At 52.8% G+C, this 17535-nt stretch carries 12 protein-coding genes and 1 pseudogene; 7 read left to right on the top strand and 6 right to left on the bottom strand.

The window, feature by feature from the left end; all coding sequences use genetic code 11:
• Positions 1 to 444 precede the first annotated feature (444 nt).
• Genes AC5S16_RS23020 through AC5S16_RS23035 form a run of 4 tightly spaced genes read left to right on the top strand, consistent with a single transcriptional unit; the run spans position 445 to position 4932 of the window.
• The gene (locus AC5S16_RS23020; protein ID WP_493932470.1) at positions 445 to 2130 is read left to right on the top strand and encodes an extracellular solute-binding protein; all 1686 of its coding nucleotides are present in this window, start codon (positions 445 to 447) and stop codon (positions 2128 to 2130) included.
• Positions 2131 to 2133: 3 nt separating this feature from the next.
• Positions 2134 to 3321, top strand: a complete 1188-nt coding sequence (locus tag AC5S16_RS23025; RefSeq protein WP_493932471.1) for an extracellular solute-binding protein — start codon at positions 2134 to 2136, stop codon at positions 3319 to 3321.
• A 60-nt stretch (positions 3322 to 3381) separates the two neighbouring features.
• Positions 3382 to 4128 carry a PspA/IM30 family protein gene (locus tag AC5S16_RS23030; protein ID WP_493932472.1) on the top strand — a complete coding sequence of 249 codons (747 nt, stop codon included), beginning with the start codon at positions 3382 to 3384 and terminating at the stop codon, positions 4126 to 4128.
• A gap of 9 nt (positions 4129 to 4137) precedes the next feature.
• Entirely contained in the window at positions 4138 to 4932 is a 795-nt protein-coding gene (locus AC5S16_RS23035; protein ID WP_493932473.1) for a hypothetical protein, read from the top strand.
• Between the two features lie 165 nt (positions 4933 to 5097).
• Here AC5S16_RS23035 and AC5S16_RS23040 read toward each other — a convergent pair whose 3' ends face one another.
• The 3 genes from AC5S16_RS23040 to AC5S16_RS23050 are packed head-to-tail and all read right to left on the bottom strand — an operon-like array spanning position 5098 to position 8304.
• Positions 5098 to 6033 carry a glycosyltransferase family protein gene (locus AC5S16_RS23040; protein WP_493932474.1) on the bottom strand — a complete coding sequence of 312 codons (936 nt, stop codon included), beginning with the start codon at positions 6031 to 6033 and terminating at the stop codon, positions 5098 to 5100.
• 21 nt (positions 6034 to 6054) lie between these two features.
• On the bottom strand, positions 6055 to 7356 hold the full coding sequence (locus AC5S16_RS23045; protein WP_493932475.1) for a glycosyltransferase: 1302 nt from the start codon (positions 7354 to 7356) through the stop codon (positions 6055 to 6057).
• A 51-nt stretch (positions 7357 to 7407) separates the two neighbouring features.
• Positions 7408 to 8304, bottom strand: a complete 897-nt coding sequence (locus AC5S16_RS23050) for an alpha/beta fold hydrolase (RefSeq protein ID WP_493932476.1) — start codon at positions 8302 to 8304, stop codon at positions 7408 to 7410.
• Positions 8305 to 8721: 417 nt separating this feature from the next.
• Here AC5S16_RS23050 and AC5S16_RS23055 point away from each other — a divergent pair, with 417 nt between their 5' ends.
• From AC5S16_RS23055 to AC5S16_RS23065, 3 genes are all read left to right on the top strand, one after another.
• Positions 8722 to 10020, top strand: a complete 1299-nt coding sequence (locus AC5S16_RS23055; protein ID WP_493932477.1) for a condensation domain-containing protein — start codon at positions 8722 to 8724, stop codon at positions 10018 to 10020.
• Between the two features lie 771 nt (positions 10021 to 10791).
• Positions 10792 to 11946 (top strand): hypothetical protein, encoded by a 1155-nt coding sequence (locus AC5S16_RS23060; protein WP_493932478.1) that lies wholly within the window; start codon positions 10792 to 10794, stop codon positions 11944 to 11946.
• A gap of 772 nt (positions 11947 to 12718) precedes the next feature.
• A complete protein-coding gene (locus AC5S16_RS23065; RefSeq protein WP_493932479.1) occupies positions 12719 to 15157 on the top strand; it encodes an ABC transporter permease in 2439 nt (812 codons plus the stop codon).
• 6 nt (positions 15158 to 15163) lie between these two features.
• Here the strand turns inward: AC5S16_RS23065 and AC5S16_RS23070 are convergent, their stop codons facing one another.
• The 3 genes and pseudogenes from AC5S16_RS23070 to AC5S16_RS23080 all read right to left on the bottom strand — a co-directional run.
• Positions 15164 to 15736 (bottom strand): hypothetical protein, encoded by a 573-nt coding sequence (locus AC5S16_RS23070; RefSeq protein ID WP_493932480.1) that lies wholly within the window; start codon positions 15734 to 15736, stop codon positions 15164 to 15166.
• Between the two features lie 6 nt (positions 15737 to 15742).
• The gene (locus tag AC5S16_RS23075) at positions 15743 to 16525 is read right to left on the bottom strand and encodes a hypothetical protein (RefSeq protein ID WP_493932481.1); all 783 of its coding nucleotides are present in this window, start codon (positions 16523 to 16525) and stop codon (positions 15743 to 15745) included.
• A gap of 667 nt (positions 16526 to 17192) precedes the next feature.
• Positions 17193 to 17535, bottom strand: a pseudogene (locus AC5S16_RS23080) (TetR/AcrR family transcriptional regulator); the annotation flags it as partial.

The following is a 17535-nucleotide window of genomic DNA, read 5'->3' on the forward strand; positions in this document are numbered from 1 at the left end:
GGCCGAACATGGAAGCCACGTCGGGCTGAGTGTCGGGTACGGAGCGGAAGATGACGCGCGCGCGCCAGTGGTCGTTGAGCTTCTGATGGACTTCGACGACGGCCAGCAGAGCGAGGTCGATGTCTTCCCCGCCAACCTGGACATGGATGTACGCAGCACCGGGCAAGGGCAGCCTCCTTGCGAGCAAATAGAACAATGTTGTGAGGCATGGATACTGAAGCCCAGCCTTCCCGCGTAGTTTCTTAGCCTACTGCCTGCATGCTAACTTCGTCCAGTAATGGTGTCTGCCCCAAGATTTCTCATCTGTGAAAAACACAGCTTGTTCGCCCATGGCGGTGTTAGTATCCGCCCCCGGAGACCACTGCCAAATTTCCTGCGATTGAACCTTCTTCCACCCTTTTACGTATCTCTCCTGTATTCTTGTCGCGAGGGGACGACTGCCGCATGCGTGCCGTACGACTTCTGGCAATCACACTGCCTATCCTGCTCGCGTGCGTTCTCATTTCCTGCAAAAGACATTCTTCCGCCGCTTCAGAAGGCCTTTCCGCCACACCCGCTCCTGATGAAATCCGCCTGCTCTTCTCTTATGGCTCGGAAAAGCAGAAATGGATTGAAGACGTGACTGCTGCCTTCAACCAGAGCGGAGCGAAGACTGCCGGGGGCAAACGGATCACCGTGCAGGCCATTCCCAAGGGTTCCGGTGAATGCATTGACGACCTTACCAGCGGGCGCGAGCATGACGACCTTATCAGCCCGGCCTCCAACATCTTTATCAAGCTCGGCAATGCCCAGTCCCGTGCCGCTACCGGCAAGGATATGATTGGCGGCACGCAGAACCTCGTGCTTTCGCCCGTTGTTATTGCTATCTGGAAGCCTATGGCCGAAGCCATCGGCTGGGGCAAAAAGCCCGTTGGCTGGGCCGACATTCTCGCCCTTGCCCGCAACCAGAAGGGCTGGAGCAGCTACGGATACCCGCAGTGGGGCAGCTTCAAATTCGGTCATACACATCCGGCTTACAGCAACAGCGGCATCCTCTCGCTTGTTGCTGAGAATTATGCCGCTACTGGCAAGGTCCGCGGCCTCACTCTGGCCGACGTTGAGAGCCCAAAGACCCGCGCCTTCGTCAGCGGCATTGAAGACTCGATGGTCCACTACGGCAGCTCCACCGGATTCTTCGGCCGCAAGCTCTTCGATAGCGGCCCTGAATATCTCTCCGCCGCTGTCCTCTACGAGAGCATGGTCGTCGAATCCTACAGCAACGCCAAATCGATGCCATTTCCTGTAGTCGCCATCTATCCCAAGGAAGGGACTTTCTGGAGCGACCATCCTATCGGCATCGTCGACCGTGACTGGGTTACTCCCGAGCGCCGCGAAGCCGCCCAGGTCTATATCAACTACCTGCTCGCTGCGCCGCAACAGAAGAAAGCTCTTGCCTATGGTTTCCGTCCCGGATCGCCTGATGTACCTGTCGCGGCTCCCATCGACGCCGATCACGGCGTCGACCCCAAGCAGCCGGTGACCACGCTTGAAGTGCCATCCTCTGAGGTCATCAATGCCATCCAGCATCAATGGGACATCAGCGAGAAGAAATCCGCCGACGTCGCCCTCGTCCTCGACACTTCAAGCAGCATGAACGATGAGGGTAAGATGCCCAACGCCAAGGCCGGCGCAAAGCAGCTCGTCTCTCTGCTCAACGACAAAGACGAATTCTCAATCCTCTCTTTTAACAACACGTCAAGCTGGGCCTCGACCGACCAGGCTCTCGCCTCTACGCGCAAGACATCTACGGATGCGATCGATTCGCTTTTCGCCGGCGGGGAAACTGCCCTTTACGATGCCATCGACACTGCCTACCAGCACCTGCAGCAGCGGCCCTCCGATCACATTCGCGCCATAGTTGTCCTCACCGACGGCGAGGACAACCGGAGCCATCTCCAGCTCAACGACCTGCTTTCGCACATTCGCGGCGATGTCGAATCACACACGATCCGCATCTACACCATCGCATATGGCAGCGACGCCCGGCGCGACGTGCTCGAACAGATCGCCACCGCCACGCAGGGCAAAGCCTACACCGGCGATCCCAAAAGTATCGTTGAAGTCTTTCGGGATATCTCCACTTTCTTCTGACCTATGGCACAGACTCCCGGTTCCCGCCCTTCACTTACTCCCGCCGGCAAGGCCGTTATCGCGCTTTTCCTGCTGGCCTGCATCGCCGGCGCATACTATTGGGCACGCCAGCGTCATGTGCTGCCGCAGAAGCTCTCTATCCCCGCTGTTTCCGGCAAGGATGTCGAGCTGGGGATTGCTTACGGTACCGAAAAGCAGCGCTGGCTGCAATGGGCCGTCGAGCAGTTCAACTCGACCTCCGAAGGAAAACACATCCATATCAATCTGATCCCTATGGGCTCACTTGAAGGTGCTCACGCCGCTCTCAATGGAGATCAGCGCATCCAGGTCTGGTCGCCTGCCAGCAATGTCTACAAGGACACTTTCATCGAAGACTGGCAGGCCAAGTACAGCACCAACCCCATCCTCAAGGAAGATGCACTTGCTCTCACTCCTATGGTCTTCGTCATATGGGAAGAGCGCTACCAGGTTTTCAAGAATCACTACGGCAAGGTCGACTTCGATACCATCAACCGCGCCCTCCATGAGCCCGGCGGGTGGACGGCTATTGGCCAGAAACCCGAGTGGGGACTCTTCAAGTTCGGGCACACGAACCCCGGAGATTCGAATTCCGGCATCCTCGCTCTCCTGCTCGCCGGTCATAGCTACTTCAAAAAGACAGAAGACCTTAGCCTTGGCGACGTCACCAACGTGCAGTTCCAGACCTGGCTCGGCCAGCTCGAATCCGCCTCCAGCAGCGACTCCAACAGCACCGGCAACCTCATGCGCGAGATGGTTCTGAAAGGACCTTCATCTTACGACGCCCTGCTCGTCTATGAGAGCGTCGCCATCGACTACCTCAAGAACGCCGAAGGCCGCTGGGGACCCATCCATATCATTTATCCCGAATACAATGCCTGGAATGATAACCCGTATTACATCCTCAATGCCCCCTGGAGCAGCGAAGACCAGCGCAAAGCAGCCCAGGCCTTTCTCGATTTCCTGCTGAGCGAACCTATCCAGCGGGAATCGATCAACCACGGCTTCCGCCCGGCTAATGCCAATGTCCCCACGCGCACTCCCGACAGTCCCTGGACACGTTATCAGCCGAACGGAGTCACCCTCGACCTTGGCAAGATCTGCGCTGCGCCCAAGGCTGAGGTCGTCACTAACCTGCTCGCAAGCTGGCAGCGCCGCGAGAGCAGTCACTAAGCCCAATGTCCGGCGGCTCTGCAACCGGGCAGGAGTAAGATTAGTACCCGAGGAGACTCTATGTTTCGTCGTCTCACCAACCTTTTTCACGGCTTCATCGGCTTATTTATCTCTGGGCTGGAACGCCAGAATCCCGAGGCCTTGCTCGAAGTCGAGCAGGAAAATCTGCGCAAGCAGATCGGCAAATTTAACAGCGGACTTGCCGCTCACGCCGCCATGGTGGAGCGCCTCATCGCCCAGGTCCGCAAGCTCGAAAATGACGAGAACGAGCTGCGCGCTAAAACTTCGGCCAACCTCAAGCTCGGCAACCGCCAGGCCGCCGGACAATACGCCCTCCGCCTGCAGACCGTCGAGCGCGAGCTCGGCGAAAACCGCAAGCAGATGGATCAGGCCGAGACCACCTATAAGGAACTTGTCCGCGCCCGCGACGTCGCTATCAACATCGCCCGCCAGAAGATAGAGTCTCTTAAGACTGGCATCAGCGACCTGAAGATGAAGCGCGCTATGGCTGAGATTACCGAGATGGCCTCCGGCATGGTCACCGACATCGGAGGCAGCGGCGAAACCCTCAATCGCCTAGAGGAGATGATCAGCGAAGAGCGCCAGAAAGCCGCTGGACGCGTGCGCGTCGCCGTCGACAGCCTCGACCTGCGCGACGTTCACATCCGCGAAGCTGAACAGAGCGCCCTTGCCGAGCAGGCCCTGGCCGCCTTTGAAGCCAACCAGACATCCACGCAGATCCCTGACGGGGCGCCTGAGACTCTGCCGGCTGTCATCACCCGAGACAACCAGAAAACTACCTCCTGACCGTTCGAGATGTGGCGCTATCTCAAAGCTGCTTTTCTAGTCGGCGTCGATGTTCCCGGTCTCGGCCGCATTCCCGTCAACGCGCTTGGCACAGCCGTCGTAACTATCCTTGGCTTCGTTGAGCCAAGCATCTGGCTTGCGGGCCTTGGGGTAGAAGTTGCCGTCGTTTCATCTCTTGCCTTCAATCCCCGCTTTCAGAGAGTGGTCGATGCGGAAAGCGGTAACCGACTTCTCGAAGACGGCCGTGCTAAGCGTAAAGCGCTCATCGCCACACTCCCGGAAGACCTACGCAGCCGTCTGCGCAACGTCGAAAGCACCTCTGCGCGTATCCTCTCCATCTACCAGACCCTCGGCGTCGAGCCCGAACTTCTCGCCGGCACCCAATCCAGTCTCGACAAACTGCAGTGGATCTACCTCAAGCTACTTGTTGCGCGAAACCACCTCACCCATGAGCTCGGCGCTGAATCTGAGTCCAGCCTCCAGGCGCGTATCCGTCAGATACAGGAAGCTACCCCACAACAAGCCGGCCCATCGACCGCGCTTCGGCGCTCGCAGGAAGCCACGCTTGCCATCCTCCAGCGCCGTCTGGAAAATCTACAGAACCGCGACCGCATTCTCCGCGAAAATGACAGCGACCTCGGCCGTATCGAGGCACAGGTCGAGCTCATGCGCGAAAATGCTGCCATCGAAGGTAAACCTGCCTCGGTCGAAACCGAGATCGAGCTTGCCAGCGATCTCGCTTCACCAGATCTTTATGGAAGCCAGAGCAGCCTCGTCCGAGATCTCGATGCTGTCCGCCACTGACCGCTGTGCCAGGATGAGCCTATCGCTCCACGCAAGCCTTTCGTGTCCAAACCATACAGAGCGATGATCGCAACCGTAGCCCAGTCCAAGCGACTGGAAGCTGTTGGGGTCTGCGCTTTCAAGCACGATCTATCCATACCAGGCCTTGCCATCACCGGTCTTGTACTATAGTGCTGAACACCAAGTGCACACATAAGGGCGGCAAGTTTCGAAAATCCCAGACCGGTTGAATATGCCGTCGACAATACCAGCGCTGATAGCTAAAAGCTTTTTACATTTGTCTTTTTCGTAAAGTAGCACTGACGCAATTTGATATGCAGTAATAATGTTGACGAGGATGACCAGGGGAAATCGCAAACAATAGCGGCGCGACAGATGGATGCAGTTGCGAGCAGAATAGTATTGCCTGATTGGAGGCATGTTCCATTGCGTAAGCTTCCAAAACAAAAATTTACGAACGGTACGTTTCCCGATCTCATGCCTAAGCGTTAGATCAGCATTGATATAAATTGGTATGCCTTCGCACGAGGCCCTTAAACAATATTCCGTGTCAACCTGATCGATAAAGAGCTCCTCTGCGAACGGTCCCAATGCGCGATAAGTGTCCACAGACACTACCGAGCCAGACGAGATAATTGAGGCGCATGACACCAGACCGCAGGTGCAGGACTCGAGTGGCAGCGGCTTTAGACTCCATTTGCCGGGGCGATGTGCTGGAATATACCGCCTGACATTGATATCAAATATCCTGGGTCCAACCATGAAGAGCCGGCTACTTAGACTTCTGCATGCCTGCTCCATCTGCACAAAATAATCGTCAGGCACTTCTGAGTCCTGATCGAAAAAGAAAAACAGGCTACATCCTTTTTTAATCAGAAGCTCAACGCCTCGATTGTAGGCCCCTGCTACGCCACCATGATTGGAATTAATTACGATATCAATATCCTGGGATTGGATAAGAGCAAATTGTTGCAGATTTATAGTGGGCGAGTTGTCCACAGCGATGACATCCTTGCATAGACGTCTGAGACGAAGCAGGTTGTCAACATGCGTCGTGGATGGGTTATATAGAACAAGTACTATTCCTGGAATGAGGGCCATAGCTCGCTCTTATACCGATACTCAGACACGTACTAACCTTTCATGTTGTCGAAGCTCTCTGCTGGAAGTGGCTCTGTTCGGTGAAGAGCGATATAAAGATTCGACGGTTGACAACGCTTTCCGGCAAGCTGTTTCTCCCGGCTCCACCCAGGACTGAACTTCGTTGCATCGTTGTTGAATACCGTCGTTCTCCAAGAGCGTCTTCAAAGGTGTCCACATGAGAGAACTGCTCCCGGGAGCACCTGCCTGTAGACCACATCCCAGCCGCTGCACACGCGCGGCATTATCGAACTGATCATGAGCAAATGGTGTAATAAGTTGTGGAATACCTGCCGCAAGAGCCTGGGCCGCTGTGCCAATGCCGCCATGATGCACCAATACCTTGGAGCGCGGAAGCAACTTACTTAAAGGGACGTAAGGTCGAGCCAGAATATTCCGCGGCAGATTCATTGCTGCGATGCCTTTGCTCGCCAGAAAAATGCCACGCTGGCCAAGTGCGTTCAGAGTGTGCGCTGCCGCCATGTAGTAAGACATTTCGTCTATTGCGGTAGAACCTGGTGTAAACACAATTGGTTTGGATCCGCTCTCCAAAAAAGATTCGAGTTCCTCGTCAGCCGCTTGAGGACCAATGCCGTCAAATAATGGAAATCCGGTCAAAGTAACATTTGCAGGCCAGTCGCTTTGTGGCTGCGCAAACCAATCTGGAAACAGCCCCAGTACACCCTGTGGAGAATGTATCCACCGGCCAATAACATGCTTAATAGGCTCCAACCCGAGGGCAGAACGTATTTTATTGATATCGGGCCCGCATATCTGATCGAGTATGCCACGATCGAACGCCCATAAGAGGCCTGCCCTCACCGGATAAGGTAGAAACTTTGGGATCGTGAATTGTTTATGAATTGGCGGGCTCTGAGCAGAAAAGAAAGTTGAGGGCGAGATCTGCATTGTAACCAAAGGCACACCGTATTTTTCATTGATCAGCCTGGCAGCAAAAGCCCATGGATGCGCCGCAAACAAAGTATCATCATCAATTTCACGGTAGAGAAGATCCAGCATCGGCCGTATTCTTGCAGCCACAGCTTTCCATAATGTTTTCAGGGACCGCCGTGGATTCCACATGGCAGGATCATTCACTGCTGCATAGTAATCTTCCTCCGTTCCAAGGGGCAGGAAACGAAGACCGGACCGCTCAACGGTTTCCCTGAAAACAGGGCTGGTGCAAAAGGAGACACGATGTCCGTGAGCCACAAAGGTTGTGCTCAGCCCGAGGAGCGGATACACATCACCCGCAGTGCCGATTGCTATGACGAAGATATGCAAGTTGCTGTCCTCCTACTACGGCTAGGCACAATCGAATCGTCATCGTGCGCGCTAGACTGCGATGGAACGATTTAATGCACCTGCAACTGACTGGTGCCCACCGATAACTGCCTCGACTCGGTCTGGACCAAGCAAAAATGACCTCTTAATCTCGCCGAGCGCCCGCCAGGCATGTTTACTTTCCAGGTCAATAAAATGTCCAGCCCCTTCCACCACTGCGAATTGACTGTATTTGATATGCCTTGCCAGCTTCCGCACTTCCGATACCGTCGTATATTCATCCAGTCCTCCATTCACAAACAAGACCGGAACGTCGATGCAGGCAAAGCAGTTGAGGTAGGCGTTTGCGTCGAGTGCAAAGATCTGATCGATATGAAACATGATCTGCTGCTCATTCCCTTTAACCATCTCCTGCAGATATTGATGGTTGTGGACCTTCAGCAAACGCGGCAGATACTTACCCACGGTGTTATTAAGTAAATGGGCCCCGTCCTGGATATTTCCTTCGTGCAAAAAACTTCGAGCGCCGGTCATGTAGCTGCGCATAGCCTCATTGATAACCGGCGAGAATGAGCAAATGATTGCCTTCTCTATCGTAGGAGGGCGTCTTGCCAACGTGAGGAGAGACGACACACCGCCCCAGGACGCGGACATCAGATAGTTGATTTTAAAGAGATCGATCAGGTACAGGAGAATTTCGACTTCATCTTCTTTAGTCAAAATCTCCGCGTTTACGTTATGTGACCGTGATCTTCCAGCAAATGGCAAATCAAAAAGAATGACGTTTGAGAACTCGCGCAGGTTTCGAATGCTCTGACTAAAGGATGTTGTCGTGGCCAGAGCACCGTTTACAAGAATGATGCTCTTAGCCGTGCTGCTTGTAAGATGACGCTCAATATATATCTTGTATCTGTTAAGAACAGTGATCACATCTGCTTCCGGTTTCATAAGGCCAGCTCCTGTGCAATGGTAGAAAACGAAAACAGCTGGGTATCATGCACACGGGTGCATGTAGCTGCTTAAGGGGCATCGCCACGCGAGCACTGGGTAATATTCAGATATCGGACTTATAAATATGCAGATATGAGGCAGAAAGATGGGCGAAGCAAGTCAATCGAGCATATCAAATTACCACGGGACAATGTACTACAGTAATGTAGCCTTGCGATTTGTGATAACTACTCAATGCCGACAACGCAGTATAGTGGTGTAGCTGTTTCTAAAAACAGATCGTAGCGCATTCTATCGAGCAACACAAGCCTATACTTCAAAAATTTATGCCATTGATCGGCAATCATGATTACTTAACTAAGTTATAACCTTGATAGTTGAATATATTTCATCTGCTGTAAGATCGGCCCGTAGATGGATATCGCGCACTACAAACATGAAAAAGTAGCAGGAAAGAGGAAGATGTTCTTCTTCGAACGTCTTATGTATGTTGATGGCGTAACACCAGTCAACTGCGTTATGACAATCCGAATCTGCGGGATGCTGACGGAAGGAACTCTTCGAAATGCATTAGACAAGGTTCAGGCCAGGCATCCCATGTTAAGGGCAAACGTTATAGAGGAAAATGGAAATCTCTGCTTTGCCATTCCAGCGATACCTGCACCAATTCCGCTGCGCATAGTCAGGCGTTCAGCCGAGGAGGACTGGAAGAAGGTCATGCTGGATGAATGGAGAACGCCATTTCATATGAGACAGAACCCTTTGATTCGGCTTGTGTGGATCACGTCAGACGCTGTCTCGGAATTGATGCTGGTTGGCCATCACTGCGCATGCGATGGCATGTCGCTAATTTCCATATTTCGTGACATTCTTCACCTTATCGATCAGCCAGAGGCGTCGTTGCCGTTTTATCCGCCGGTGCAGTCCCTCCGGGAAATTGTCCCCGAGAAGATCCTGACCAGTAGAAGACGATCCATGCTTATCAAGAGTAAGGCAGCACTATTCCGCCTGTTCGCGATGACGATAAAGGACAAGCCCACAACTCCGAAAGACGGGCACTATCTTATTTATTGGACGGCTGATACAGCAAGTTCAGAAGCTTTGAAGCAGCGCTGCAAGGCAGAACGCACGACACCTTACGCCGCCCTGTGTACTGCACTGATGCAGGCATTCCGCAAAACTATGGGCACAAGATTTAAGAACAAAGTGATGTGCCCCGTGAATATTCGACGCTATATCCCGGCTATTCAGGCCGATATGATGTTCAACTACGCCCCGACCATCGCTCTCAGGATAAGTGATCGGCCGGATCAGAATTTCTGGGAAGCTGCACGACTCCTCAAACAAACAATGACATATAAAATAGAGCGCCTGGATGCCTATGAGCATCTTCTAACCGCGGAAGAGCTCCACGATATCGCCCCTAAGTTTATTAGCCTCTTGCAACAGAGCAAAGGAAGCTACGATTGCGCCTTTTCCAATCTCGGTCGCATTGATATCCCGAAGTTTTATCAATCATTCACAATCGATCGTTTTCTTGGAATAACGGTCGCACTTCCGTGGAGGAACTCTACCACCCTTGTCACAAGCCATTTTGATGGAAAGATAGATCTGTCATTCATCGCAAACGATAACTTTCTTCCTTATGCTGAAGCTACCGCGATCAAGGAGAGTGCCGTCGATATACTAATGAACGCGATCATAGAGGCCTGAAATATATGAATAAGTTATAAGCAGCATAACTATCACCGATATACGTCTTAGTGAAAATAGCAAAAGTAAGTTTCCACATGTTGACAAGAACGCGGACAGCAATGTTATAGTGAGGATCGCGGTAACTCTGGACGCCTATTGTAGATGGAGTAAGTTGCAGCAAACTCCACGTTGCGTGCGTCTCAGGCCACTCTTCTCTTCTCGATCACAACCGCGTGTGTGATCCCCCTGACATCTGCAAAACAACGCATGGCAAATGTTCCCTGGTTCCTGCCCCAGGGAGAAAGGGGTGTGCATATGATTACCATCACGCTTAGCATTACTGCTCTGATCAAGCTGTTGAGCAGCATCCTCTCGATCGCTGTTACTCAATAGCCGCAAAGTTATCAAGATGCACGCTTACCATCCACCTTGCCCTACGCGAGGAGAAAGGAGATAGCATGATTACGATTGCACTCAACGTTGCAGCTCTCGTGTCCGCGATTTTTGGACTTCTCTCGATCAAGCTGTCGTAATTGCCCGGAAATCTGAGCGATTGCATGCACCAACAGTCAGCATGCAATCGCTCACTTCTATCTCACCGGTGACCTGTGTGGAGTGGCTGCGCGGCCTCAGGACACGTACCGGTGCTCCGCTATTCTCTAAGCAGGCCGCCCAGAAGCGGCCACGAATAGATGATGCTCAAACATCACGCAGAACCGTAGCTTGTTTTCAGCGCTGCTATACATATGCTTGTATTCCCGAGGCTTAGTGTAACTAGGAGTCGGTTTTATGTTAAAGCTAAAGGCACTTTTTCTGTTCGCTGCGGTAATTTCTTATTTCCTAATGATGGGGATATCTGCCCAGGGTCAAACTGTAGTTGTCGATCAAGGGCTAGGCACTCAGGTCAGCAGTTTGCCTAATCCCCTCGATCCCGCAAATCCTCTACCCGTTTTAGGTGGTGCGCTGGTCATCGTGGATGGCAATGGCAATCGCACAATGCTGAGTGACTTCGGCAACGGATCTCAGGGGCCTGTGGGCGGTGGTCAATTGAAGGCAATCGTCTGGGTCCCTTCTGGATTGCTTGGGTTGGGACATACTATTCTGGCTCTTGACTCGTCAGCAGGCACGAATCATGGCGGCGCTCTGTTTGCTGTAAACCCCTTTAACGGAAATCGTCTGATCTTCAATGATTTTGGCAGCTCATCCCAAGGGCCGACAGGAGTGAATCCTGTTGGTGTTATTGCCGCCACCGGATTGCTGGGACTAGGTACGAATATCTATGTCATCGACAATCGCGCGGGCACGAATGGAGCTGGAGCAATATTTCGCATTAATCCGGCGACAGCCCAGCGGACGTTGCTGAGCGACTTCGGCAACAGCAATCAGGGCCCTTTAGGGCTCAATCCGGTGTCAATTGCTATTGCCCCAGCTGGACTTCTGGCGCTGGGAGCTGAACTCATCGTATTGGACGATAGTGCGGGCCTTAACGGAGTCGGAGAGGTATTCGCTGTTGATAGTAATGGCAATCGTACAGTGCTCAGTGATCTGGGCAATGCAACGCAGGGATATATAGGAGTGGCTCCACAAAATGTAGCTGTAATCAGTGGATTATTAGGACTGGGAACCCAGATCTATGTGGTTGACAACCAGGCCGGCACAAATGGCAACGGCACACTCGTTAACATAATGGCTAGTGGTACTCGTAATCTTGTCACCGATTTTGGAAGCCCTGACCAGGGAGCAATGGGTAGTGCTCCGGATGGCATTTCATCTGGAGCAGGCGGCGATTTATTGGTCACTGATAGTATTCCCGGCAACGAACCGACACAAAGCAAGTTGCTGTTTGTTACCCCAAACAATGGGCAACGCAGCATTCTGACGAATTGCAACGACACATCGCTAGGACCGTGTCACCAGATGACTGCAATTACTCAGGTGCCATAATTACTCTGCCTTAAAAAATGGCCTTCTCTCAAACTAATAAACATTCTGCGCAGCGCCGCACATAAGTGCGGCTATTGAAAGACAGGTGGTATTAATCAATGTTCCGGCATTCCACGTCAGTGTCTTCACGAGTGGCACGTATTGCCATAACAGCGCTCGTTTTTTTTATAAATAGCTATGCGCGCTCTCAAACAAAGAGCGACGGATCCGCTTATTCCAGGGAGATTCTTACCCGGCTGGAAAACTCGGTCCGGAACTCAAACTTTGACCCGATTGAAGAACTACAGTGCTATACCGCGTTTAATGAAGTATATGGGCAATTTAGCACCCAGTTACTCCAGTTTTACAATGGCTGCTTTCCGTCATCCGGAGACAAAGTTCAGTGGTGGATAACGATCGCCGAGCCTGATCTCAACTTGATATCTAAATCCATCAAAACTTACTGTATCAAGACAAAAGGGACATTCTACGCATATGCTTCGAATTCAAGCACAGGAGATCCTGTCCTGTTTCTTCCCTGCGTTTATCAAAAATGAGTGCATCCTCTATGTCTCCCGTCGCACGTAAAACTGTGCCTCGGCATTTGCTCCACGAGCCTGTTTTACTTCAGAGGCTACACGGCCGCAATCGAAGAGCCGCAACGGCACCGAGGTAAAATGTCTTTCCCTGAAAGATGTTATCCGGTGTGATGCTTTCATTCCCGAAAATGCCGGAAAGCGAGGCCTTGGATAATATTCAACGAGTGTTCAATTTCTGCTAGGCTTGAGGCCTAGTGTCGATCCTCCTCCGAGACACCAAATTTGCACTGCGGCAATTTTGGAAGCATCCCGGCTTCTCTCTGACGGGAATTCTCTCTCTCGCCTTTGGCATTGCGGCTACAGTTGTCATTTTCAGTGTCATCTATAACATACTGTTTCATCCCGAACCCTACCCGGATGCCGACCGCATTGTCATATTCGTCGATCTCAAGCAAACAAACGAGGTTTCTTATACCCCATCCATCTACCGGGAACAAATCGCTCAAATAAAGACGGCCCATTCCATTCAGGATGTGGTCGAAATGAACGAGCAGAATCTTTCTGACACGACAATGGACATTCCGCAAGACGTAGATGCGGTCTATTTCTCTGGAAACGCCTTTCCATTTTTTGGCATCCCCGCCATGCTTGGAAGAACTTTTCTGCCCTCGGACGCACCGCCGGGACAAGCTCCGCAGCCTGTTGCTGTCCTGGCTTACCAGTATTGGCAGCGACGCTTCAACAGTGATTCGGCTATCGTCGGAAAGAGCCTCCGCCTCGACAATCGCACCTACACAATTCTTGGCGTGATGCCACGCAATTTCACATGGTGGGATTGTGATGTTTACCTTCCCCTGGATACCTCTGACGCATCTGTGCGCCGCTTCATGACGGTACTGCGCATCAAGCAACCCTACACGAAGGCGGAAGCGCTCGAGGAACTCCGACCCATTCTTCAACAGATGATTCGAGAACACCCGCACTCATCGTTTGAAGGCATGGACCTTCAGCTCATGAGCACAGGCGACCGTTTTGCGCGAAACCTAGGCCCGACGCTCTACGTTCTTTTTGCAGCTGTTCTGTTATTGCTCATCATCAGCTGTCTGAACGTTTCGATTCTCTTACTGGCACGTGCTACTGCCCGCCAGCACGAGTTCGCCCTACGCGCCGCGGTCGGCGCTACGGCGGGCCGTATCATCCGACAACTATTCACTGAATCTCTGTTACTCGGTGTTCTTGGCGCACTCCTGGGGATACTCCTCACTTATGCAACGACTCCGCTTGCTGCGGCCATGCTTCCCTGGCAGCTCTTTACCCGTGGCGTCCACATACCTGTGCGCGTTGCTGTGCTCGCCTTCTGTGCCGGCCTTGCCATCGTGACCAGTATCCTGTTCGGGCTCTTCCCGGCCATCCATTTCGCGCAGCCGCGAATCCGCCAGACCATACAGGCCAGTTCGCCGAAGGCTGCTGGCAGCTTTTTCGGCCGGCGTATCCATAGCGTTTTCATTGCAGGCCAAATCGCCTTATCGATGATCTTGTTAACCGTTGCCCTTTCAGCAATCGCCAATTTCCGCCAACTCTTGCATCTAAAACTTGGCTATGACCCGGACCATGTGGCCGATGCCTCTATCCCCATCCATTCCGGTAGCTATGCTACGCGTGAAGCCCGCGCCAGTTACTACCAGCAACTCCGTGATCGCATTGCCCAACTGCCAGGCGTCCGCTCCGCTTCACTCGGCGTCATTGGTCCACCTTCGAGCGGAGGCTGGGACTTCCCCTTCGAGATTCTGGGTGCTCCTGCGCTCAGGCATCGCACCATCAGTATCAATTTTGTTGATTCGGCATATTTCCAGACCCTGCGCATTCCGCTGATTCAAGGCAGGCTTTGGGAGGAGAGTGAAACGCGCCGGGGCGCTCACCTCGTCATCGTCAATCAGGCATTTGCAAGGCAGTATTTTCCCAATCAAGATGTTCTCGGACACTCGGTGCGCGTGCCAGATCTAGTAAATCACCCGCCTGCAGCCTTAGCCGTGGACGGCAGTGATGGATGGGCCACCATCATCGGCGTTGTCGGAGATGCCCGCAATGCGGGCATCGACAGCGCAATCAAACCTGAAATTTACTTTCCCTACTCGTTCTACATGATTGACTGGGTGAAGATTTTCATCCGCTCCGAAGGCGATCCTCTCGCCCACGCCAGGGATATTCGCCGTCAGGTGGCCAGTCTAAATCCCGGTCAGCAAATTTCAGATCCAATTACCCCTCTCCGCGAGGTTATTCAGCGGGAATCGACATGGGCTCGCGCTCACCTTATCGCTGTGCTCTCCAGTGTCTTTTCTGCTTTGGCTTTATTAATCAGCAGCGTGGGTCTTTACAGCGTCGTCTCTTACAGCGTTGGCCAACGATTCAATGAATTAGGCGTCCGCATGGCCCTCGGAGCCCTGCGGAGGCACATTCTACTGAGTGTGCTCAAACCAGTCGCTATCAGCGTGGGCTCCGGGCTCTTGATTGGCCTCGTGCTGAGCCTTACGCTCCAGCGTGGGCTTGCTCACTGGCTCGGGAGCCTCAGCATAAGCGCCTTCTTGCTCATTCTTGTGTGTCTAATATTAGCGACTGTGGCGCTTGCAGCTTCTGTTATGCCTGCGCTGCGCGCGTCGCTGATTCGGCCTATGGACGCTCTGCGGAATGAGTGAGACCTGTTACAGTGTCGTGGCCGGCATCATCCGTTGGGCAGGCCCACTACCCAGTACTTCCACCAGGCGAGGATACAACCCTGCATGGCTGCCTTGATAAAGCGCCAACAAGCGTTGCGTCATCAAATGATACGAAGCAATGGATTCCTGCAAATGAAAAACTGTACTTACCTGACCTATATGCAGCGCTGTTCTCAGCCTGATTTGAAAAACCGCGCCCTTCAAATGCAAGGCATCGCGCCGCATACGCTCCCGGACGATGACGCTCTCTGTATAGTTCCAGCGTTCTGCGTATCCCGCTAGCGCGATGAGGATATCTGCGTTGCGCCGCAACCGGCGCAAGCCCTCCATGCCACCCAGACGCAACCAGATATCTCCTGGCTCCATCCCTAGCTCATTCGGCTGGGGATGCAGATATTGATTGCCAACCTGGGCGATGGCGATTTTCGGGATTATCTCGATGCGACGGTACAGATCATTCCAGTCGGAGTTATGAAAGCGTCGCGCCGAAACGGTCTGACACCAGATGTGACCAAGAGCAACTACCACCACAATGCTGAACAGGATAGCAAGCATCATAAAGGTTTATTTCCTCAGGCGTGACGTGCCCTCTTTCGTTCTGGAAAGATCGTACTGAACCTCACTATGGAGATTAATCATATATTGCTCCATTTCTGCCGAAAGCGGTGGTTTTTCTTTTTGGGCACGCCACAATATTACTGACCAGTAAATGACAGCTCCGATCCATAAAAGGCTCCGCATTTCATCCAAGACATTGAACCAATGGTATTTCCCCAGCAAGTCATGCAGTCCATCCACCAGTACATTGCCCATGGTCCATACCACCAAACCCTCTCCCAAGCCCATAACGTGATCGTCCCATTGCAGACCAAGACGGTTTGCGGCTGCCATCATGGCCGCCATCAATTCGCACAAAAGAAGGCTGGCAAACAGATTCGCGCGAATCTCCCATAATTCTATGGCGCGGTGGGTCGAAGGATGGAGAAGCATGGTTGCGCTGGCTGCGATCAGCGTTCCCGTCGCAGCCACTGCAATAAAGCGACGGCGCGTGTCGTGGATCCACGCGCCTCGCGTCCGCAGCACAATACGTGCTATTTCGATAACGATGCTAATTTGCAGCAGAACATCGATGATTCCCGTCGACCAGTAAACGACGCTGTAAAGCCGAGCGGAGCCCGCACGGTAAATAACAAAAAATGACATCGTCAACAGGAACTGGAATGCGATCCATGTACTGAAAAACGGGAACGCACGCCATCGCTCCTTCAGCACAATTACTGCCAACAGGATGACGTTTGCCACAAAACTCGCGGCCCAGAGCACGTTCTGAAGTGTCGAGAAACTCATGCCCGACTGTGGCTCCCATTTCTCCCTAACGAAAGCCTAAAGGATCAATCGGCATTTTGTATTCGACAATTTTAATTACCGTTCGGCGCTGGGTAGCCCCCTCCGTGAACTCCTTCTCCCACGATCACAATTTTTGCAGGAAGTTTGGGCGGCCCCGGGTACCCTCCGCCGTGAACGCCCGCATATGCGGAAGTGACCGACGCTGTGACTAACAAAACAAATCCGACCAACCGAGACGTAGTTTTCATTCTGCTCTCCTTAACCTGCGCTGAACAGCGCTATTCATAGGGTACTGTTTAGTTTTCTGACCTGAGCCAAAAAAATTTGCTCATCCCTTGACAATTCCCCATACTTCGGAAATTGCCGAGTTCCAGTGCGCCCTAGCTTATCTCAATTGTTCGCTCATTTACTACGGTCCAGATCTCTCGTTCTCATAACATTTCTTCGCCTTTTTAATCGTTGCCCGGTGCACTCACTCTGGAACCAAGTCACCGGAGCACCAGATGCCATAGGTTCAATAGAAGCGGAAATTGATCGGGCTACTCAGGGTCGCTGGCGGCACACAGATGCGACATGGATAGATAACGAAAAGCCGACTTACAGTTACTTGTTTATAGCGTACGCATTATGAAGGTGTTTTCGTAAAGCCGTGCAATATGGGAACAACTTATATAGAAACAGTAAGAAAGATCGGCTTGACCATCGTTTCAATCCTGGCAGCCATCTCCTCAGCGGGGATGCGGCCTGGTGTCTGGTACCACCGTCGTGCAGCACCGAAGATAGCCCAGGCGGCCGTCGTTGCCAGCAGTTCGGGATCGGCTCCAGGTAGCATCGCGTGATTGTCAGCGCCTTCCCGGAATATGCTTTCTACCACCGGGATGATGGAGCCTTCCAGGGGCATCTTCACCAACTGGCTGGGACAGCCTGTGGTTTCGGCGAGATAGTCGCAGACGCCCAGGGCAATGGCGCGCAGGGCACCGTCACAGTTCGAGAAGGAAAGGCCGCGGCGC

This window comes from Acidobacterium sp. FHG110202_01, from assembly GCF_059115305.1.

Coding starts and splice junctions, on each gene's coding strand:
- AC5S16_RS23035 (WP_493932473.1), top strand. CDS start 4,138: ATGTGGCGCTATCTCAAAGCTGCTTTTCTAGTCGGCGTCGATGTTCCC.
- AC5S16_RS23050 (WP_493932476.1), bottom strand. CDS start 8,304: ATGAAACCGGAAGCAGATGTGATCACTGTTCTTAACAGATACAAGATA.
- AC5S16_RS23055 (WP_493932477.1), top strand. CDS start 8,722: ATGGATATCGCGCACTACAAACATGAAAAAGTAGCAGGAAAGAGGAAG.
- AC5S16_RS23030 (WP_493932472.1), top strand. CDS start 3,382: ATGTTTCGTCGTCTCACCAACCTTTTTCACGGCTTCATCGGCTTATTT.
- AC5S16_RS23060 (WP_493932478.1), top strand. CDS start 10,792: ATGTTAAAGCTAAAGGCACTTTTTCTGTTCGCTGCGGTAATTTCTTAT.
- AC5S16_RS23020 (WP_493932470.1), top strand. CDS start 445: ATGCGTGCCGTACGACTTCTGGCAATCACACTGCCTATCCTGCTCGCG.
- AC5S16_RS23025 (WP_493932471.1), top strand. CDS start 2,134: ATGGCACAGACTCCCGGTTCCCGCCCTTCACTTACTCCCGCCGGCAAG.
- AC5S16_RS23040 (WP_493932474.1), bottom strand. CDS start 6,033: ATGGCCCTCATTCCAGGAATAGTACTTGTTCTATATAACCCATCCACG.
- AC5S16_RS23075 (WP_493932481.1), bottom strand. CDS start 16,525: ATGAGTTTCTCGACACTTCAGAACGTGCTCTGGGCCGCGAGTTTTGTG.
- AC5S16_RS23070 (WP_493932480.1), bottom strand. CDS start 15,736: ATGATGCTTGCTATCCTGTTCAGCATTGTGGTGGTAGTTGCTCTTGGT.